General features: G+C 67.4%; 19 protein-coding genes. 9 read left to right on the top strand and 10 right to left on the bottom strand.

Annotated features, from left to right (window positions below):
* Positions 1-51: 51 nt before the first annotated feature.
* The gene (locus tag LGM42_RS28910) at positions 52-942 is read left to right on the top strand and encodes a class I SAM-dependent methyltransferase (protein ID WP_060315569.1); all 891 of its coding nucleotides are present in this window, start codon (positions 52-54) and stop codon (positions 940-942) included.
* 72 nt (positions 943-1,014) lie between these two features.
* Here the strand turns inward: LGM42_RS28910 and LGM42_RS28905 are convergent, their stop codons facing one another.
* Together LGM42_RS28905 and LGM42_RS28900 are read right to left on the bottom strand one after the other, a co-directional pair.
* Positions 1,015-1,587 (bottom strand): DUF1415 domain-containing protein, encoded by a 573-nt coding sequence (locus LGM42_RS28905; protein ID WP_226234062.1) that lies wholly within the window; start codon positions 1,585-1,587, stop codon positions 1,015-1,017.
* Between the two features lie 76 nt (positions 1,588-1,663).
* The gene (locus tag LGM42_RS28900) at positions 1,664-2,284 is read right to left on the bottom strand and encodes a TetR/AcrR family transcriptional regulator (protein WP_059640109.1); all 621 of its coding nucleotides are present in this window, start codon (positions 2,282-2,284) and stop codon (positions 1,664-1,666) included.
* Between the two features lie 219 nt (positions 2,285-2,503).
* On the opposite strand from LGM42_RS28900, the gene LGM42_RS28895 reads away from it, so the two are divergent.
* From LGM42_RS28895 to LGM42_RS28885, 3 genes are all read left to right on the top strand, one after another.
* The gene (locus LGM42_RS28895) at positions 2,504-3,787 is read left to right on the top strand and encodes an MFS transporter (protein WP_059577114.1); all 1,284 of its coding nucleotides are present in this window, start codon (positions 2,504-2,506) and stop codon (positions 3,785-3,787) included.
* Between the two features lie 157 nt (positions 3,788-3,944).
* The gene (locus tag LGM42_RS28890) at positions 3,945-4,550 is read left to right on the top strand and encodes a nitroreductase family protein (protein ID WP_226234061.1); all 606 of its coding nucleotides are present in this window, start codon (positions 3,945-3,947) and stop codon (positions 4,548-4,550) included.
* A 191-nt stretch (positions 4,551-4,741) separates the two neighbouring features.
* Positions 4,742-5,992: an Hsp70 family protein gene (locus LGM42_RS28885; protein WP_226234060.1), complete on the top strand. Its 1,251-nt coding sequence runs from the start codon at positions 4,742-4,744 to the stop codon at positions 5,990-5,992.
* 104 nt (positions 5,993-6,096) lie between these two features.
* Here LGM42_RS28885 and LGM42_RS28880 read toward each other — a convergent pair whose 3' ends face one another.
* The gene (locus LGM42_RS28880; RefSeq protein ID WP_006477070.1) at positions 6,097-6,300 is read right to left on the bottom strand and encodes a cold-shock protein; all 204 of its coding nucleotides are present in this window, start codon (positions 6,298-6,300) and stop codon (positions 6,097-6,099) included.
* 419 nt (positions 6,301-6,719) lie between these two features.
* Here LGM42_RS28880 and LGM42_RS28875 point away from each other — a divergent pair, with 419 nt between their 5' ends.
* Positions 6,720-8,318 (top strand): APC family permease, encoded by a 1,599-nt coding sequence (locus LGM42_RS28875; protein WP_059577105.1) that lies wholly within the window; start codon positions 6,720-6,722, stop codon positions 8,316-8,318.
* Between the two features lie 110 nt (positions 8,319-8,428).
* Here LGM42_RS28875 and LGM42_RS28870 read toward each other — a convergent pair whose 3' ends face one another.
* The 7 genes from LGM42_RS28870 to LGM42_RS28840 all read right to left on the bottom strand — a co-directional run bounded on the left by LGM42_RS28870 (position 8,429) and on the right by LGM42_RS28840 (position 14,537).
* On the bottom strand, positions 8,429-9,220 hold the full coding sequence (locus LGM42_RS28870; protein WP_060315415.1) for a DODA-type extradiol aromatic ring-opening family dioxygenase: 792 nt from the start codon (positions 9,218-9,220) through the stop codon (positions 8,429-8,431).
* Positions 9,221-9,422: 202 nt separating this feature from the next.
* Positions 9,423-10,019 carry a UbiX family flavin prenyltransferase gene (locus tag LGM42_RS28865; protein ID WP_060315412.1) on the bottom strand — a complete coding sequence of 199 codons (597 nt, stop codon included), beginning with the start codon at positions 10,017-10,019 and terminating at the stop codon, positions 9,423-9,425.
* A gap of 24 nt (positions 10,020-10,043) precedes the next feature.
* On the bottom strand, positions 10,044-10,355 hold the full coding sequence (gene grxD, locus LGM42_RS28860; protein ID WP_006477066.1) for a Grx4 family monothiol glutaredoxin: 312 nt from the start codon (positions 10,353-10,355) through the stop codon (positions 10,044-10,046).
* Positions 10,356-10,422: 67 nt separating this feature from the next.
* Positions 10,423-11,265, bottom strand: coding sequence for a peptide chain release factor N(5)-glutamine methyltransferase (gene prmC / locus LGM42_RS28855; RefSeq protein ID WP_226234059.1), 843 nt, complete (start codon positions 11,263-11,265; stop codon positions 10,423-10,425).
* Between the two features lie 7 nt (positions 11,266-11,272).
* On the bottom strand, positions 11,273-12,355 hold the full coding sequence (gene prfA / locus LGM42_RS28850; protein WP_059577095.1) for a peptide chain release factor 1: 1,083 nt from the start codon (positions 12,353-12,355) through the stop codon (positions 11,273-11,275).
* Positions 12,356-12,447: 92 nt separating this feature from the next.
* A complete protein-coding gene (hemA, locus tag LGM42_RS28845; protein WP_059577092.1) occupies positions 12,448-13,746 on the bottom strand; it encodes a glutamyl-tRNA reductase in 1,299 nt (432 codons plus the stop codon).
* Between the two features lie 26 nt (positions 13,747-13,772).
* Entirely contained in the window at positions 13,773-14,537 is a 765-nt protein-coding gene (locus LGM42_RS28840; RefSeq protein ID WP_059640124.1) for a response regulator transcription factor, read from the bottom strand.
* Positions 14,538-14,708: 171 nt separating this feature from the next.
* Here LGM42_RS28840 and LGM42_RS28835 point away from each other — a divergent pair, with 171 nt between their 5' ends.
* The 4 genes from LGM42_RS28835 (at position 14,709) to LGM42_RS28820 (ending at position 18,045) form a co-directional block, all read left to right on the top strand.
* A complete protein-coding gene (locus tag LGM42_RS28835; protein ID WP_059577086.1) occupies positions 14,709-14,963 on the top strand; it encodes a hypothetical protein in 255 nt (84 codons plus the stop codon).
* 18 nt (positions 14,964-14,981) lie between these two features.
* Positions 14,982-16,796 (top strand): aminopeptidase P family protein, encoded by a 1,815-nt coding sequence (locus tag LGM42_RS28830; RefSeq protein ID WP_226234058.1) that lies wholly within the window; start codon positions 14,982-14,984, stop codon positions 16,794-16,796.
* A 77-nt stretch (positions 16,797-16,873) separates the two neighbouring features.
* Complete coding sequence (locus tag LGM42_RS28825; protein ID WP_226234057.1) at positions 16,874-17,425, top strand: cysteine hydrolase family protein; 552 nt, start codon at positions 16,874-16,876, stop codon at positions 17,423-17,425.
* Positions 17,422-18,045 (top strand): HAD family hydrolase, encoded by a 624-nt coding sequence (locus tag LGM42_RS28820; protein ID WP_059577077.1) that lies wholly within the window; start codon positions 17,422-17,424, stop codon positions 18,043-18,045. The genes LGM42_RS28825 and LGM42_RS28820 overlap by 4 nt, the downstream gene beginning before the upstream one ends.
* Positions 18,046-18,146 lie beyond the last annotated feature (101 nt).

Below are 18,146 nucleotides of genomic sequence, written 5' to 3'. Positions count from 1 at the left end.
TTTTCGCCGCCGGGCCGTGGTCGACCGACCGTGGCCCGGCGCCGCTTCACGATGTCGAACAAGACCCACGAAATCCGTCCGGAGCAGTCCGTCGAGCTGCTGAAGGAACTGCACATCCTCACCCGCGACGGGAAGCTGAACCAGGACAGCCGCCGCAAGCTGAAGCAGGTCTATCACCTGTTCCAGTTCATCGAGCCGCTGCTCGCCGGCGTGCAGGCCGACAAGGGCCACGTGACGCTCGTCGATCACGGCGCCGGCAAGTCGTATCTCGGCTTCATCCTGTACGACCTGTTCTTCAAGCAGCAGCCGGGGCACGGCACGCCGGCGTTCGCGTCGCACGTGTACGGCATCGAGACGCGCGAGGAACTCGTCACGCGTTCGACTGAGCTCGCCGCGCGGCTCGGGTTCGGCGGCATGTCGTTCCTGAACCTGTCGGTCGCCGATTCCATCACGTCGCCGCAACTGCCCGACACGGTCGACGTCGTCACCGCGCTGCACGCGTGCGACACCGCGACCGACGACGCGATCCGCTTCGCGCTCGCGAAGCGCGCGCAGCACATCGTGCTGGTGCCGTGCTGCCAGGCGGAAGTCGCGGGCGTGCTGCGCAAGAACAAGGGCAAGTCGCTCGCGAATGCGCTGACCGAGGTGTGGCGCCATCCGCTCCATACGCGCGAATTCGGCAGCCAGATCACCAACGTGCTGCGCTGCCTGCAGCTCGAAGCGCACGGCTACCAGGTCAGCGTGACCGAGCTGGTCGGCTGGGAGCATTCGATGAAGAACGAGCTGATCATCGCGCAGTACAAGAACCTGCCGCGCCGTAGGCCCGGTGAGCGGCTGAACGAGATCCTCGGGATGTTCGGGCTCGCCGAACTGAACGAGCGCTTCTTCGTCGCGCAGGCCGCGGCGGCGGGCGACGCCGCGGCCGAGCCGGCCGAAGGCTGACGGGCGAACGCGCGGCCGGGCGGGCATGGCGCCGGCGCCGCGCACGTTGCACGCCGCACGTTGCACGCCGCGTCACACGTCATCGCCCGGGCGGCGCATCCATTCGCGCCAGCCGTCGTGGCCGAGGCGGCGCAGCGTTTCCTGATTCTTTTCGTAGATCGCTGACGCGTCCGGGAACGCATCGACCGCGCGCGCGATGCTGTCCTCGCGCAGCAGGTGCAGGATCGGGTAGGGCGCGCGGTTCGTGTAGTTCTCGATGTCGTCGGGTTCGGTGCCGTCGAACCGGTATTGCGGATGGAAGCTCGCGATCTGCAGCACGCCGTCGAGTCGCAACTGCTGCACGAGCCGCTCGGCGAAGAACAACGCATCGTTGTAGTCGACGAAATCGGCGAACGCGTGCGGGTAGATCACGAGCGTCGTGTCGACCTGCTGCGGATCCGCCGCTTCCAGCGCGCGCAGCTCGGTTTCGAGTTCGGCGAGCGCGTCTTCCAGCGTCGTCGCTTCGCTGATCGCGTAGCGCACCTGTTCCTTCACATAGACGCTTTTCGCGAACGGGCACAGGTTGAGCCCGATCACCGCGCGCGCGAGCCAATGCCGCGTGGCGGCGAGGATGTCGTCGTGCGAGTCGGGGCGGGTGTCGGTCATCGTGATACCAGTCGGGCGCAAGGGCGAAGAGGGCCGCATTGTAGCGGGCGCGCCGGGGACGAATGCATGCGATCCGTCACGCGCAGGCCGCTTCGATCAACTGCGTGACGAGCGCGGGCGCGGTGCCGATCGGCGTTTCGCCGTGCCGGTAGGTCTGGCTCGCCGCGTAGATGCCTTCGACCACCAGCGCGAGCGCATCGGCCAGCGCCTTCGGTTGCCGCGCGCCGGCGCCTTCGCACAGCGCGACGAGCCGTTTCATCAGCTGTTCCTTGTTCTGCGCGACACGTTCGCGCGCCGGGTGCGATGCATCCGGGAATTCGGCGGCCACGTTGACGAACGGGCAGCCGCGATAGTCCTTTTGCGTCGCCCGCTCGGCGAGGTCGACGAAATACTGGATCAACTGCGCCTTCGGTTGCCCCGGATGCTTCGCGGCGCTCGTATCGAGCCGCTCGAAGAAGCACGCGTCCATCCGCTCCAGATAAGCGAGGATCAACTCGTCCTTCGACGCGAACTGGCGGTACAGGCTCATCTTGTTGACCCCGGCGCGCTCCACCACCGCCTCGACGCCGACCGTCCGCACGCCTTCCTTGTAAAACAATTCCTCGGCGGCACGCAGCAGGTGTTCCTGCGCGGTGGCGCCGTCGATCGGCCGGCGCGTGCGCCGCGCCGGCGGTTTGGCGACCTCGATGCCCGACATGATGACCCTCGACGACATAATGGATTGCTTGACATGTTACCGACTGGTAACTACGATCGCAACACAGTTGTGACCGGTCGGTAACAATCGCATCCGGATCAACAGACGAATGCCGAGCGTCGGCCTGGGTCAGCCGATGTTGAAATGCGTGGCGGAGGTGGCCTGGTCGGGCGGCGCGGGTGCGATGGCGCCGGCGCCCGCCAACTGGAGAACGCGAAAATGAATTGGGCAGTGACACGAATCGGCGGGCGCTTCCATTACGGATGGCTCGCGGCGGCGGTGGTATTCCTGATCCTGCTGGCGGCGGCCGGCACACGCGCGACGCCGAGCGTGCTGATGGTACCGCTCGAACGCGAGCTCGGCTGGAGCCGCGCGGCGATTTCGCTGGCGATCTCGGTGAACATCGCGCTATATGGCCTGACGGGCCCGTTCGCGGCCGCCGCGATGCAGCGCTTCGGGCTGCGCCCGACGATCCTCACCGCGCTCGTGACGATGGGCGCGGGCGTCGCGCTGTCGTCGATGATGACGCAGAGCTGGCAGATGGTCGTGATCTGGGGGCTGATGGTCGGCTGCTCGACGGGCGTCGTCGCGCTAACGCTGTCCGCGACCTTCGTCACGCGCTGGTTCCATGCGCGGCGTGGCCTCGTGATGGGGATCCTGACCGCGAGCACGGCCACCGGCCAGCTCGTGTTCCTGCCGATGCTCGCGGCGATCGCGCAGCGCCATGGCTGGCGGCCGGTCGTGCTGGTCGTCGCGGTGGCGGCGGCGATCGTGATTCCGCTCGTCGCGTTCCTGCTCCCGGAGCGGCCTGCCGACGTGCAACTGCGCCCGTACGGCGAGCCCGCCGATGCGCCGCCCGCGGCCGACACGACGAAGGAGAACCCGCTCGCGGTCGCGTTCCGCACGCTGCTGACGGCGAGCCGCTCGCGCGACTTCTGGCTGCTGTTCTTCAGTTTCTTCATCTGCGGCGCGAGCACCAACGGCTACGTCGGCACGCACCTGATCGCGATGTGCAGCGACTACGGGATGACCGAAGTGCAGGGCGCGTCGCTGCTCGCGGCGATGGGCATATTCGACCTGTTCGGCACGACGCTGTCGGGCTGGCTGTCCGACCGTTACGACAACCGCGTGCTGCTGTTCTGGTACTACGGGCTGCGCGGGCTGTCGCTGATCTATCTGCCGCACGCGTTCGGGATCGATTTCTTCGGGCTGCCGCTGTTCGCGATGTTTTACGGGCTCGACTGGATCGCGACCGTGCCGCCTACCGTGCGGCTCGCGACCGACGTGTTCGGCAAGGCGGCGGCACCGGTCGTGTTCGGCTGGATCGTCGCCGGCCACCAGCTCGGCGCGGCATTCGCGGCGCTCGGCGCCGGGCTGCTGCGCGCGAGCCTCGGCACCTACACGATCGCGTCGATGATCTCGGGCGGGCTGTGCATCGTCGGGGCGCTGATCGTGTTGCGGATCAACCGCGGCCCGTCGCGCGCGGCCGCGCAGGCAGCCTGATCGCGGTGGATCGACCGGCCGCCTGCACTGCGGCCGGCCATTGCACGCAAGGAGATTTGCATAGCGCGGCAGGATCGGGCGCGCAATCGTTCAAGCAGGTATGCTTGCTGTTCGCCGGGGCGTTCGCGCCCCTTCATCGATGTCAGCGAGGAACCGCATGTCCGTCAAACCTGCTCCCACCACTGTTTCGATTCACGATCTGATCGCGGGCCGCTGGAGCCCGCGCGCGTATTCGGATGAACCCGTCAGCGCCGGCGATCTCCACGCGGTGCTCGAAGCGGCACGCTGGGCCCCATCCGCGTACAACGCGCAACCGTGGCGTTTCATCGTATTCGATCGCACCCAGGACGAAGACGCGTTCAAGCGCGCGTTCGCGACGCTGGTGCCGTTCAACCAGGGCTGGAATGCGCCGGCGCCAGTGTTGATCGCCGTGACCGCGCACACGCTCACGCCGAAGGGCGAGCCGGCGCCGACCGCGCTGTACGACGCCGGTGCCGCCGCGATGTCGCTGGTGCTGCAGGCGCACGCGCTCGGCCTCGCCGCGCATCAGATGAGCGGTTTCGACGCGAAGGCATTCCGCGACGCGTTCGCGATTCCGGCGGACGTCGCGATCGTGTCGATCATCTCGCTCGGCCACTACGGCAACGTCGACAAGCTCGATCCCGTGCTGCGCGATCGCGAGAAGGCGCCGCGCACGCGCCATGCGATCGGCGAAGTCGTCTACGCGGGTGGTTGGAAGAAGAGCTTCGACGCGGCAGCCTGACGCGGGCGGGCAGGGTGCGTCGCCGCGCATCCTGCCCCGCGCAGGTTCCCCCGGCGCGCCACGCGGCGCGCCGTCGCCGCCGGCGACCGTTGCGCGGCGCCGGCGGCCGGCCCCGGTTGTGATCCCGCGGGCTTCATGTTAAAAAGCCGGTCCTTTCCGTTTTCGCGCCGGCCCTGCTGCGGCAATTTCCCATGACTTACTGCGCGATCGATTTCGGCACGTCCAATTCCGCCGTGGCGCTGCCCGACGGCGATGGCATGCGCCTCGCGCCCGTCGAGGGCGACCACCTGACGCTGCCCACCGCGATCTTCTTCAACAACGACGAAGAGACGGTCGAATACGGCCGGGCGGCGCTGGCTTCCTATATCGACGGTTTCGACGGCCGGCTGATGCGCTCGATGAAGAGCATCCTCGGCTCCCCGCTCGCGGAAACGACGACCGATCTCGGCGACGGCAGCGCGATCGCGTACACCGAAATCATCGCGCGCTTCCTGATGCACCTGAAGCGCAAGGCCGAAGCGTGCGCGGGCGCGCCGGTCGGCCGCGCGGTGCTCGGCCGGCCGGTGTTCTTCGTCGACGACGATCCGCGCGCCGACCGCCTCGCCCAGGATCAGCTCGAGGCGGCCGCGCGATCGGTCGGCTTCGCGCACGTTCACTTCCAGTACGAACCGATCGCCGCCGCGTTCGACTACGAGTCGCGCCAGTCGGCGGAGCGCCTCGTGCTCGTGGCCGACATCGGCGGCGGCACGTCCGACTTCTCGCTCGTGCGTGTCGGCCCGGAGCGGATGGCGCGGCTGGAGCGCAAGGACGACGTGCTGGCGCACCACGGCGTGCACGTCGCGGGCACCGACTACGACCGGCGCGTCGAGCTCGCGGCGATCCTGCCCGCATTCGGCTATCGTTCGCTCGACCCGGAAGGGCGCGAGCTGCCGAACAGGATCTACTTCGATCTCGCGACCTGGCACCTGATCAACACCGTCTACACGCCGAAGCGAATCGGCGAGCTGAAGCTGATGAAGCACCTGTATCAGGACGTGCGGCAGTACGACCGGCTCACGAGCGTGGTCGAGCAGCGGCTCGGGCACGCGCTGATGGCGCGGGCGGAAGAAGCAAAGATCGGCGTCGCGGCGGGCGGGGAGACGATGATCGACCTGAACGACGTGGAAGAGGATCTGCAGATCGCGTTCGACGCCGATCGCCTCGTCGAGGCGAGCCGCGACGACACCGCGCGCATCGTCGACGCCGCGCGCGAGACGGTGCGGCTCGCGGGCGTGGCGCCGCGCGATGTCGGTGCGCTGTATTTCACCGGCGGTTCGACGGGGCTCGCGTTCCTGTCGGGCGCGCTCGCCGGCGCGTTCCCGGATGCGCAGCCGGTGTTCGGCGATCGCCTCGCGAGTGTCGCGACGGGCCTCGGCATTCACGCGCAGCGATTGTTCGGCTGAAGGGCGGGCGGCCAAAAGGTCGCCACGCCGGCCGGACGATCGGCGCCCAAAAACAAAAAGCCCCGCCGAAGCGGGGCTTTTTTACACGAATGATCGCGCCAAGCTTAGACCGGACGGATGTTCGCAGCTTGCAGACCCTTCGGGCCCGTCTTCACTTCGAATTCAACCTTCTGGTTTTCTTGCAGCGTCTTGAAGCCTTCGACGCGGATTTCCGAGAAGTGCGCGAACAGATCGTCGCCGCCGCCTTCCGGGGTGATGAAGCCGAAGCCCTTTGCGTCATTGAACCACTTGACGGTACCGGTTGCCATGTTACTTGTTCCTAAAAAGATAAAACGGGGCCGAAGCCCATGGGGTGCGGAAAATCAAGGAAGGGGTAATAGGACCAACCGGAGTACCGTTGATGGGCGAACTACGAAAGAACCAATTCACTCGCCACTTGAAATCCTGCGAAGTCCTTTATACGGCTAATCCGTCTGACGGTCAACCGTATTCCCATGCTATCAGGGTTATTGCGGAGATCAGGTTTACAAAGCTTGCAAGCGATGCGAATTTTTTGTAGGGGCCGATCGATTTTGGCGCCACGTTTAAGGTGCAACCGTTAAACTACGCGCCGCGTGGACGGGTTGCCCCGATCGGGCAACCGTCCCCCCAAGAATGCGTGCGCGGTGCAGTCCGAGCCGATCCCGGACAGCAGGCCGACCATGCTTTTTGAGACACAGGAGAGGATGTGAAGAGTTCTATTCAACGGAACATCGGCCCGTTTGCATTGATGCTGACGGGGCTGGGTTCGATTATCGGCTCGGGCTGGCTGTTCGGTGCCTGGAAAGCCGCGAAGATCGCCGGTCCGGCGGCGATCTGCGCCTGGATCATCGGCGCTGTCGTCATTCTCGCGATTGCGCTGACGTATGCGGAACTGGGCGCGATGTTCCCCGAGTCGGGCGGCATGGTGCGTTACGCGCGCTACTCGCACGGTTCGCTGGTGGGTTTCATCAGTGCATGGGCCAACTGGATCGCGATCGTATCCGTGATCCCGATCGAGGCCGAAGCGTCGATCCAGTACATGAGCACATGGCCGTATCCATGGGCGCACGCGCTGTTCGTGAACGGCGAGTTGACGACCCCAGGCCTGCTGCTGTCGGCCGTGCTGGTCGTCATCTACTTCATGCTGAACTACTGGGGCGTCAAGGCGTTCGCGCGGGCGAACACCGCGATCACGATCTTCAAGTTCCTGATCCCGGGCCTCACGATCCTCGGCCTGATGCTGACGAGCTTCCATTCGGAGAACCTCGGTACCGCCTCCAACGCGAGCTTCGCGCCGTACGGCTGGTCGGCCGTGCTGACCGCGGTCGCGACGAGCGGCATCGTGTTCGCGTTCAACGGCTTCCAGAGCCCGGTGAACCTGGCCGGTGAAGCGCGCAATCCGTCGCGCAGCGTGCCGTTCGCGGTGATCACGTCGATCCTGCTCGCGCTCGTGATCTACGTGCTGCTGCAGATGGCCTACATCGGCTCGGTGAACCCGGCGGACGTCGCGAAGGGCTGGGCGCACTTCGACTTCTCGTCGCCGTTCGCGGAACTCGCGATCGCGCTGAACCTGAACTGGCTCGCGATCCTGCTGTACGTCGACGCGTTCATCAGCCCGAGCGGCACCGGTACGACCTACATGGCGACGACGACCCGCATGATCTACGCGATGGAGCGCAACAACACGATGCCGAAGATGTTCGGCAACGTGCACCCGATCTACGGCGTGCCGCGTCAGGCGATGTGGTTCAACCTGCTCGTGTCGTTCATCTTCCTGTTCTTCTTCCGCGGCTGGAGTTCGCTCGCGGCGGTGATCTCGGTCGCGACGGTGATCTCGTACCTGACCGGCCCGATCAGCCTGATGGCGCTGCGCCGCGCGGCGACCGACATCGAGCGTCCGCTGTCGATTCCGCTGATGAAGCTGATCGCCCCGTTCGCGTTCGTGTGCGCGTCGCTGATCCTGTACTGGGCGAAGTGGCCGCTGACGGGCGAAATCATCCTGTTGATGATCGTCGCGCTGCCGGTGTACTTCTACTTCCAGGCGAAGTCGGGCTGGACCGGCTGGGGTGCCGACCTGAAGGCCGCGTGGTGGTTGGTCGCGTACCTGCCGACGATGGCCGTGCTGTCGCTGATCGGCAGCAAGGAATTCGGCGGCTACGGCTACCTGCCGTACGGTTGGGACATGCTGATCGTCGCGGCGATCTCGCTGGTGTTCTACTTCTGGGGCGTGAATACCGGTTACCGGACCCAGTATCTCGACGAGCGCGAGTCGCACGACGAGATTCTCGAAGGCGTCGGTGTCTGACGCCCGGCCTGCCGCCGGATTCGGCGGCGGCAGGATGCAGTGAAAAAAGCCCGTCCGAGCGATGCTCGGACGGGCTTTTTGCTGGCCGGCGGTCGCGCCGCCGTCCAGGTTCAGGCGCCGGCGTTCGCGAACACGTAGTTCGTCATCGCGAGCACGCGCTGGTAGGTGCCGAGCGACTGGATGCCTAGCCGGTAGTCGTCGTCCGCCGCACCGAGTGCCGTGAAGACCGGCAGCAGGTGCTCGTCGGTCGGATGCATCAGCGCCGCGTGCGGTGCCTGCCGGCGGTAGTCGAGCAGCGCGTCGACGTCGCGCGACGCAAGTTTCGCCTCGAACCAGTCGGTGAATTCCGCGACGCGCGGGTCCGCGTCCTCGGGCGCCGCGCCGAAGTCGGCGGCGCGCAGGTTGTGCGTGATCTGGCCCGAGCCGATCACCATCACGCCTTCGTCGCGCAGCGGCCGCAGCGCGCGGCCGAGCGCGAAGTGATGCGCGGCGTTCGCGCGCGGCTGGATCGACAACTGCGCGACCGGCACGTCGGCTTCCGGAAACATCAACAGCATCGGCACCCACGCGCCGTGATCGAGGCCGTGCTCGGTCGTCGCGGTCGCGATGCCGGCCGCGTTCAGCAGGGCGGCCGCGCGCTCGGCGACGTCGGGGGCGCCCGGCGCCGGATAGCGGATGTCGTACAGCGCCTGCGGGAATCCGTAGAAGTCGTGAATCGTGTCGGGATGCGCGGCGACGCTCGCGACCGGCCGTTGCGTGCCCCAGTGCGCGGACAGCATCAGTACCGCACGCGGGCGCGGCAATTCGGCGCCGAGGTGCGTGAACGCGCCGGACGGCAGCGTCGGGTCGATCGGCAGCGTCGGGGCGCCGTGAGACAGGTACAGCGAAGGCAAGCGGTTCATGATGGTGACCTGCAAAAGGGTTTGCCGCTGACTATAGGCGCGTACCGTGCATTGATAAACTGGTGTTCCGGAATTTGATTGACGCCTGAGCGTTGATAATTGCGTCGAGGTCCGGCTTTCGGGTGCCAGTTTGCATCGGATCGCGCGAAATAGAAGGCGTTGCGGTGCAGATCGGCGGAAATGCGCGCTGAAGAGGCGTAACTTACTGCGCGTGCCGGATACCGGCCCACGGCGTCGTTTGCGGAGCGCTGAGCGCGAACAGGTCGAGGACACGCGTGACGGTCTGGTCGACGAGTTCCTCGATCGTCTTCGGCATCGCGTAGAACGCGGGCAGCGGGGGAAACACGATGCCGCCCATTTCGGTGACGGCGGTCATGTTGCGCAGATGGGCGAGGTTGAACGGCGTTTCGCGCACCATCAGCACGAGACGGCGGCGCTCCTTCAGCGTGACGTCCGCCGCGCGCGTGATCAGGTTGTCGGACAGCCCGTGCGCGACGCTCGCGAGCGTCTTCATCGAACAGGGCGCGATTACCATGCCGTCGGTCGCGAACGAGCCCGACGCGATCGTCGCGCCGACGTCGCGCACCGAATGCACGACGTCCGCACGGCCTTCGACGTCGGCCTTCGGCAGCTTCAGTTCATGCTGGATGTTGAGCCAGCCGGCGTTCGAAATCAGCAGGTGCGTTTCGACGCCGCCGGCGGCGCGCAGCAGGTCGAGCAGCCGCACACCGTAGATCGCGCCGGTGGCGCCGGTGATCGCGACGATCAGCCGGCGTGGCGGCGCGCTGGGAGATGCCATCGAAAAGGGGGCGGGTGCCGCGCGTCAGGCGGCGGCGAACAGTTGCTGCAGTTCGCCCGACTGGTACATCTCCATCATGATGTCCGAGCCGCCGATGAATTCGCCCTTCACGTAGAGCTGCGGGATGGTCGGCCAGTTCGAGAATGCCTTGATGCCCTGGCGGATTTCGTCGTCCTCGAGCACGTTGACCGTCTTGAACTGGTCGACGCCGCAGGCCTTCAGCACCTGCACGGCGCGGCCCGAGAAGCCGCACATCGGGAATTGCGCGTTGCCCTTCATGAAGAGCACGACCTGGTTTTCGTCGACGATTTGCTTGATACGTTGTTGGGTGTCCATGACTGACCTTGCGTTTGCGGGGCGTTAGATCGAAATGATAGCGGATTTCAACCGGGCGGGCCGGCCATCAGCCCGGCCGGCGGCCGCCGGTCGTGCGTTCGATGGCGGCGAGATCGGCGCGCGATTCCACCGCGACGAAGCCGTGCGACGCCAGGATCGCGCGGACGGCTTCGGCCTGGTCGTAGCCGTGCTCGATCCACAGCGTGCCGCCCGGTTTCAGACAGGCGCCGGCGCCCGCGACGATCGTGCGGATCGCGCTGAGGCCGTCGGCATCGTCGGTGAGCGCGCCGCGCGGCTCGAAACGCAGGTCGCCCTGCGCGAGGTGCGGATCGTGCTGCGCGATGTACGGCGGGTTGCTGACGATCGTATCGAACGCGAGCGCCGGATCGAGCGCCGCGTACCAGTCGCTCTGCAGCCAGTGCAGCGGGCCGCCGGTGCGGTGCGCGCCGAGCAGCTTGTCGGCGTTGCGTTGCGCGACCGCGAGCGCGGCCGGCGAACGGTCGAGCGCCCACACGCGCGCGTCGGGGCGCTCGGCCGCGATCGACACGGCGATCGCGCCGCTGCCGGTACCGAGATCGAGCACGGTCGCATGCGGCAGCCCGTCGATCGCATCGAGCGCCGCTTCGACGAGCAGCTCGGTCTCGGGGCGCGGGATCAGCACGTCGGGCGTCACGTCGAACGCGCGGCCGAAGAACTCGCGCATCCCGACCAGTTGCGCGACGGGCTCGCCGGCGACGCGGCGCGCTTCGAGCGCGCGGTAGCGTTCGACCGCGGCCGCGTCGAGCGGCGCGTCGCCGCGCGTGATCAGTTGCGTGCGGGTCCAGCCGAGCGCGTGCGCGAGCAGCACGCGTGCATCGACGGGGTCGAGCGGCGAGGCGCGCAGCAGGGCGTCGGCGGTGGCGTCGGACATCGCGGCCTCAGTCGGCGTCGCCGAGCGACGCGAGCAGCTCGGCCTGATGCTCGGTGACGAGCGCGCCGATCAGTTCGTCGAGATCGCCGTCCATGATCGCCTCGAGCCGGTACAGCGTCAGGTTGATCCGGTGGTCGGTCATCCGGCCCTGCGGGAAGTTGTACGTGCGGATTCGCTCCGAGCGGTCGCCGGAGCCGATCAGGCTCTTGCGCGTCGCGGCTTCCTTCGCGTGCTGCTCGTGATACTGCTTGTCCTTGATGCGCGCGGCGAGCACCTTCAGCGCGCGATCCTTGTTCTTGTGCTGCGACCGGTCGTCCTGGCACTCGACGACGATCCCGGTCGGGATGTGCGTGACGCGCACCGCCGAATCGGTCTTGTTGATGTGCTGGCCGCCCGCGCCGGACGCGCGGAACGTGTCGATGCGCAGGTCGGCCGGATTGATTTCGACCTCGCCGATTTCGTCGGCTTCCGGCATCACGGCGACCGTGCACGCGGATGTATGGATGCGCCCCTGCGTCTCGGTGGCCGGCACGCGCTGCACGCGATGGCCGCCCGATTCGAACTTCAGACGCGAATACGCGCCCTGGCCGGCAATGCGGACGATCACTTCCTTGTAGCCGCCGAGATCCGACGGGCTTTCCGACATCATCTCGACCTGCCAGCGCTGGCGTTCCGCGAAGCGCAGGTACATGCGCAGCAGGTCGCCCGCGAACAGCGCCGATTCGTCGCCGCCCGTGCCCGCGCGGATTTCGAGGAAGATGTTGCGGTCGTCGTTCGGATCCTTCGGCAGCAGCATCTTCTGCAGCTCGGTCTCGAGGCGCGCCATGCCCTCGCGCGCGCTGCGGATTTCGTCTTCCGCGAAATCGCGCATCGACGGATCGGCGAGCAGTTCCTGCGCGGCCGTCTCGTCGCTGCGCGACTGGCGCCATAACGCGTATTGCTCGACGACCGGGCCGAGTTCCGCATGTTCGCGCGTCAGCTTGCGGTACTGGTCGAGGTCGGCCGTGACGTTCTCGCGGCTCAGCAGGTCGTTGAGTTCGGCCAGCCGGGTGGAAAGCTGGTCGAGCTTGCGTTGCATGCTCGTCTTCATGGTGTGGAGCGGCGCTCCCGGGCAAGGGGTATTCGGAAAGGATAGGCCGGCGGCGGGACAACGGCCGACGGCGGCAGGGCGACCGGGCGGCGCTAGTGGCCGGACTGGTCGTTCGAGCGCGGCGCGTGCTGGTAGAAGCCGCGCATCAGGTCGATCAGCGAATCGCGATCGGCGCCGTTGACGCGGTTGAGCGCGCTCGTCGGACCGTGGATCAGCTTGTTGGTCAGCGCCTGCGACAGTGCTTCGAGCACGGCGGCCGGATCGTCCCCGCGCGCGAGCAGCTTCTGTGCCTTCTCGACTTCGGCCCGGCGCAGCGCGTCGGCCTGCGTATGCATGTGACGGATCACCGGCACGACGCTGCGCGTGTCGAGCCATTGCATGAAATTCTGCACGCGCGTCTCGATGATCGCCTCGGCTTGAGCGACCGCGGCCTGGCGCGACGCGTTGCCTTCGCGCACGATCGCGCCGAGATCGTCGACGGTGTAAAGGAACACGTCCTTCAGCTTGCCGACTTCGGGCTCGATGTCGCGCGGCACCGCGAGGTCGACCATGAAGATCGGCCGGTGGCGGCGCGCCTTCACCGCGCGCTCGACCGCGCCGAGGCCGATGATCGGCAGCGTCGATGCGGTGCACGACACGATGATGTCGAATTCGTGCATGCGGGTAGGCAGGTCGGCCAGCGGCATCGCGCGGCCGTTGAAGCGTTCGGCGAGCCGCTGGCCGCGTTCGGCCGTGCGGTTCGCGACGACGAGCTCGCGCGGGCCCTGCGCGGCGAAGTGCGTCGCGCACAGCTCGATCATCTCGCCGGCGCCGATGAACAGCACGCGCTGATCCGAAACCTTTTCGAAGATCCGTTGCGCGAGGCGAACCGCGGCGGCGGCCATCGACACCGACTGCGTGCCGATTTCGGTCGTGCCGCGCACTTCCTTGGCCACCGCGAACGTGCGCTGGAACAGCTGGTTCAGATAGGTGCCGAGCGCGCCGGCTTCCGTCGCGGTGCGAACGGCGTCCTTCATCTGGCCCAGAATCTGGGTTTCGCCCAGCACCATCGAGTCCAGGCCGGACGCGACGCGGAACGCGTGCCGGACCGCTTCCGACTGCGGCAGCGCATAGACGTGCGGCGCGAGCTCGTCGACCGGGATCCGGTGATACTCCGACAGCCAGCGGACCGCGCCTTCGCGGGCCGCGCGATCGTCGGTCGCGCAATACAGTTCGGTGCGGTTGCAGGTGGAGAGGATCGCCGCTTCGGGCGTATTGGGCGCCTGCGGGCCGAGAAACACGTTCTTGAACGTGGCGAGAGCCGGCTTGATCTGCTCGAGCGGAAACGCCACGCGTTCGCGCAGGGCGACAGGCGCAGTGTGGTGGTTGATTCCGATCGTGAGGAGTTGCATATCGAGGGCTATCGTTTAGCCCCATATTATAGCGTTTCGGTGATTTCCTCACTCGCTGCGTACCGGCCATCGGCGTGGCGGGGCCGTGAATTTGGGGGTTCGATCGGCACGCGGTCGAGCTGATAGCCGAAGCCGTAGAGCGGCAACAGCCGGTAGCCGCGCTCCGGAAGCAGTTGCAATTTGCTGCGCAGCCGGGACGCGTGCGTGTCGAGCGTGCGCGACTTCATGTCGCGGCGGCGCCCCCACACCGTTTCGAGGATATGGGCGCGCGACACGGGCCGCGACACGTTCGTGAGCAATAACTGCGCGAAGCGGAACTCCTTCGGCGTCAGTGAAACGATTGCGTCGTCGAAACGCACGAGGCAATGCGTGGCGTCGAATGCGTATTCGCCATACATTTCGCGCGAGCGGGCGGGTGCGCGGCGTACGCCGGCGCGCCGGCTCAGCGCGTTGACGCGCGCGAGCAACTCGGGCCCGCTCACGGGGCGCACGAGACAATCGTCGGCGCCCGCGTGCAGGCACGAGACGATTTCGCTCTCGCGCGCCGACGGCATCACGGCGATGGCCGGCAACCCGGGCAGGACCGCTTGCGCGCGCGGAATGACTTCCTGCGCCGGCTGGTCGCCGGCCCAGTGGCCCGTGACCAGCATGTCGCAGGTGTTGTCGGCGGCGAGCCACGCGAAGAATGCGGCGCTGGACGCAAATGCGTGACACACGTGACCGCCCGCGAAGAGCAGGCGGTTCAGGAGTGCGGCATGGCGCGACTCGGGATCGATCAGAGCGATTCGCATGAGAATTTCTTCAATACGGCAGCAGGCGCGCGCTTGCCATAACGTCGAGTCGGCCCCTACACTCGAACGTTCGCGGCGCCCGGTTGGTCTCGGGTTCGATGAATGAATCGATGCTAGCCGCTGGCAACGTTCACGCCTATGGGACGAATCTGAATTTATAGAAGGCGTCGAATGAACTGGTTTGGAATCCTTGTCCTGGGAGCGGCCGTCGGGCTGTTCGGCCGCTGGCTGCACCCGATGCGGCGCACGGCCCGGCCGGCGTGGTGGATCGCGGTGCTCGTCGGCATCGTGGGCGCGGCCGCCGCCCGCATGGTCGGCAATCTCTCGGGACTGTTTTACGATGGCGAGACGCTCGAATGGCCGGTCTGCACCGGCGTCGCGTTCGTCGCCGTAGCCGTGACGGTCGCGTTGTCGGCCCGTCGCTGAATGCTCTCAGGTGAAATCATGAATGCCCGTCTCCCCGAAGTCTCGCCGGTGCCGGCCCGCCTCGCGCTGCTGCGCGGCGCCATGGCCCGCGAGAATCTGGCCGCCTATCTCGTGCCGTCCGCCGATCCCCATCTGTCCGAATACCTGCCCGAACGCTGGCAGGCGCGCCGCTGGCTGTCCGGCTTCACGGGTTCGGTCGGCACGCTGGTCGTGACCGCGGATTTCGCGGGGTTGTGGGTCGACAGCCGCTACTGGGTGCAGGCCGACGCCGAGCTGGCGGGCACCGGCGTGCAGCTGATGAAGATGACGGGCGGGCAGCAGAGCGCGCCGCACGTCGACTGGCTCGCGCAGAACGTGGCGGCGGGCGCGACGGTCGGCGTCGACGGCGCCGTGCTCGGCGTCGCGGCCGCGCGCGCGCTGACGGCCGCGCTGAGCGCGCGCGGCATCGCGCTGCGTACCGACGTCGACCTGCTCGACGCGATCTGGCCCGAGCGGCCCGGGCTGCCCGGCGATGCGGTTTTCGAGCACGTGGCGCCGCAGGCGGACACGACGCGCGCGAGCAAGCTCGCCGAAGTGCGCCGCGCGATGCACGCGCAGGGCGCGCAATGGCACTTCGTGTCGACGCTCGACGATCTCGCGTGGCTGTTCAACCTGCGCGGCGCCGACGTCAACTTCAATCCGGTGTTCGTTGCGCACGCAATGATCGGCGCCGATCGCGCGACGCTGTTCGTCGCCGACGGCAAGGTGTCGCCGGCGCTGGCCGCGTCGCTCGCGCGGGATGGCGTCGACGTCCGCGCCTACGACGCCGCGCGCGCGGCGCTCGCGGCGCTGCCCGACGGCGCGACGCTGCTGATCGATCCGCGCCGCGTGACGTTCGGCACGCTCCAGGCCGTGCCGGCCGGCGTGAAGCTCGTCGAGGCCGTGAATCCGTCGACGTTCGCGAAGTCGCGCAAGACGTCCGCCGAGATCGAGCACGTACGCGTGACGATGGAGCACGACGGCGCCGCGCTTGCCGAATTCTTCGCGTGGTTCGAACAGGCGGTGAATCGCGAGACGATCACCGAGCTGACGATCGAGGAAAAGCTCACGGCCGCGCGCGCCCGGCGCCCCGGGTATGTGTCGGCGAGCTTCGCGACGATCGCCGGCTTCAACGCGAACGGCGCGATGCCGCACTACCACGCGACGCGCGAGTCGCACGCGACGATCGCCGGCGACGGCCTGCTGCTGATCGATTCGGGCGGCCAGTACATGACGGGCACGACCGACATCACGCGCGTCGTGCCGGTCGGCACCGTCAGCGACCTGCAGCGGCGCGATTTCACGATCGTGCTGAAATCGATGATGGCGCTGTCGCGCGCCCGCTTCCCGCGCGGCATCCGCTCGCCGATGCTCGACGCGATCGCGCGCGCGCCGATGTGGGCGGCCGGCCTCGACTACGGTCACGGCACCGGGCATGGCGTCGGTTACTTCCTGAACGTGCACGAGGGCCCGCAGGTCATTTCGCACTATGCGCCCGCCGAGCCGTACACGGCGATGGAAGAGGGGATGATCACGTCGATCGAGCCGGGCGTGTACCGTCCGGGCCAGTGGGGCATCCGGATCGAGAACCTGGTCGTGAACCGGGCGGCCGGGCAGACGGAATTCGGCGATTTCCTCGCGTTCGAGACGCTGACACTGTGCCCGATCGACACGCGCTGCGTGCTGATCGAGATGCTGCACGACGAAGAGCGCGCGTGGCTGAACACGTATCACGCGACGGTGCGCGAGCGCGTCGGCCGGCACCTGAGCGGCGACGCGAAGGCGTGGCTCGACGCGCGCACGCAGCCGATCTGACGCAACGTGAGGCAACGGCCGGATCGCGATTCGGCAACGATCGAGCGACGGCCGGACGATAACAGCGAGGGCAGGCAATGGCGGACACCGCGGTGATCGTAATCGACATGCAGCGCGGGCTGGTGGAGCGGGCGCAGCCCGCGTACCGGCTCGCCGACGTGGTGTCGGGCATTAACCGATTGACGGCGGCGGCGCGCGCGGCGAACGCGCCGGTGTGCTTCGTGCAGCACGACGGCGACGCGGACGACGACATCGTGCCCGGCACGCCGGGCTGGGAACTGCATGCGGGGCTGGTCGTCGGTCGAGCCGACTGGCGCGTGCGCAAGCAGGCAAGCGATGCGTTTCACGACACGCCGCTCGCAGCGCAGCTCGATCGCCACGGCATCCGTTCGGTGCTGATCTGCGGCTATGCGACCGAGTTCTGCGTCGATTCCGCCGCGCGCCGTGCCGCGCTGCTCGGCTACCGGACGACCGTCGTGTCCGATCTGCACACGACGAACGAGCGCGCCCATCTGTCGGCGGCGCAGATCGTCGCGCACCACCACTTCATCTGGAACAACAATTCGCTGTCGGGCAACGCGGTGACGCCGCGGCCGCTCGCGGACGTGCTCGCCACGGAGTTCGCATGACGATCAAGGCAGTGGTGTTCGATTTCGGCGGCGTGCTGATCGACTGGAGCCCCGAGTACCTTTACCGTGAGCTGATTCCCGACGATGCCGAGCGCCGCTGGTTCCTCACGCACGTGTGCGCGATGGACTGGGTGGTCCGCCAGGACGGCGGGCAGACGATCGAGGAAGGCACGGCCGAACTCGTCGCGAAGTTTCCGGAGCACGAGGCGCTGATCCGCGCGTTCTACGCGCGCTGGCACGAGATGATCGGCGGCGTGCTGGAGGAGGGCGCGGCGCTCGTCGACCGGCTGGACGCGCAGCGGATGCCGCTGTTCGGGCTGACCAACTGGTCCGCGCAGACGTTTCCGTATGCCTGGGACAACTTCCCGGTGCTGCGCCGGTTCAAGGACATCGTCGTGTCGGGCCGCGTGAAGCTCGTGAAACCCGATCCGGCGATCTACCGCGAGATGCAGGCACGGATCGAGCCGCACCTGCCCGGCATCGCACCGCACGAGCTCGTGTTCATCGACGACAACGCGCACAACGCGGCGGCCGCGACGGCGCTCGGCTGGCATGGCATTCATCACACGAGCGCGGCGGCGACCGAGGCGCGGCTGCGCGAACTGGGCGCGCTCGCGTAAGCGTCGGGGCGAGCGTCGGGCGGATACAGAAAGCGGGCCATGAGCCCGCTTCTTCGTTGTGCCGTGCCGGTTGCGGCCCGCTTCGGCGCCGGCCCCGCGTG

This window comes from Burkholderia sp. AU39826 (genome assembly GCF_020419965.1).
Taxonomy (GTDB): Bacteria; Pseudomonadota; Gammaproteobacteria; order Burkholderiales; family Burkholderiaceae; genus Burkholderia; species Burkholderia semiarida.
This window is presented reverse-complemented; position numbering and strand designations above follow the sequence as displayed.

Bases quoted from the DNA above. Each gene is read 5' to 3' on its own strand.
- LGM42_RS28895 (WP_059577114.1), top strand. From the start codon at position 2,504: ATGAATTGGGCAGTGACACGAATCGGCGGGCGCTTCCATTACGGATGG.
- prfA (WP_059577095.1), bottom strand. From the start codon at position 12,355: ATGAAGACGAGCATGCAACGCAAGCTCGACCAGCTTTCCACCCGGCTG.
- LGM42_RS28820 (WP_059577077.1), top strand. From the start codon at position 17,422: ATGACGATCAAGGCAGTGGTGTTCGATTTCGGCGGCGTGCTGATCGAC.
- LGM42_RS28900 (WP_059640109.1), bottom strand. From the start codon at position 2,284: ATGTCGGGCATCGAGGTCGCCAAACCGCCGGCGCGGCGCACGCGCCGG.
- LGM42_RS28905 (WP_226234062.1), bottom strand. From the start codon at position 1,587: ATGACCGACACCCGCCCCGACTCGCACGACGACATCCTCGCCGCCACG.
- LGM42_RS28890 (WP_226234061.1), top strand. From the start codon at position 3,945: ATGTCCGTCAAACCTGCTCCCACCACTGTTTCGATTCACGATCTGATC.
- LGM42_RS28910 (WP_060315569.1), top strand. From the start codon at position 52: ATGTCGAACAAGACCCACGAAATCCGTCCGGAGCAGTCCGTCGAGCTG.
- hemA (WP_059577092.1), bottom strand. From the start codon at position 13,746: ATGCAACTCCTCACGATCGGAATCAACCACCACACTGCGCCTGTCGCC.
- prmC (WP_226234059.1), bottom strand. From the start codon at position 11,265: ATGTCCGACGCCACCGCCGACGCCCTGCTGCGCGCCTCGCCGCTCGAC.
- LGM42_RS28885 (WP_226234060.1), top strand. From the start codon at position 4,742: ATGACTTACTGCGCGATCGATTTCGGCACGTCCAATTCCGCCGTGGCG.
- LGM42_RS28835 (WP_059577086.1), top strand. From the start codon at position 14,709: ATGAACTGGTTTGGAATCCTTGTCCTGGGAGCGGCCGTCGGGCTGTTC.
- LGM42_RS28825 (WP_226234057.1), top strand. From the start codon at position 16,874: ATGGCGGACACCGCGGTGATCGTAATCGACATGCAGCGCGGGCTGGTG.
- LGM42_RS28840 (WP_059640124.1), bottom strand. From the start codon at position 14,537: ATGCGAATCGCTCTGATCGATCCCGAGTCGCGCCATGCCGCACTCCTG.
- grxD (WP_006477066.1), bottom strand. From the start codon at position 10,355: ATGGACACCCAACAACGTATCAAGCAAATCGTCGACGAAAACCAGGTC.
- LGM42_RS28830 (WP_226234058.1), top strand. From the start codon at position 14,982: ATGAATGCCCGTCTCCCCGAAGTCTCGCCGGTGCCGGCCCGCCTCGCG.
- LGM42_RS28880 (WP_006477070.1), bottom strand. From the start codon at position 6,300: ATGGCAACCGGTACCGTCAAGTGGTTCAATGACGCAAAGGGCTTCGGC.
- LGM42_RS28870 (WP_060315415.1), bottom strand. From the start codon at position 9,220: ATGAACCGCTTGCCTTCGCTGTACCTGTCTCACGGCGCCCCGACGCTG.
- LGM42_RS28865 (WP_060315412.1), bottom strand. From the start codon at position 10,019: ATGGCATCTCCCAGCGCGCCGCCACGCCGGCTGATCGTCGCGATCACC.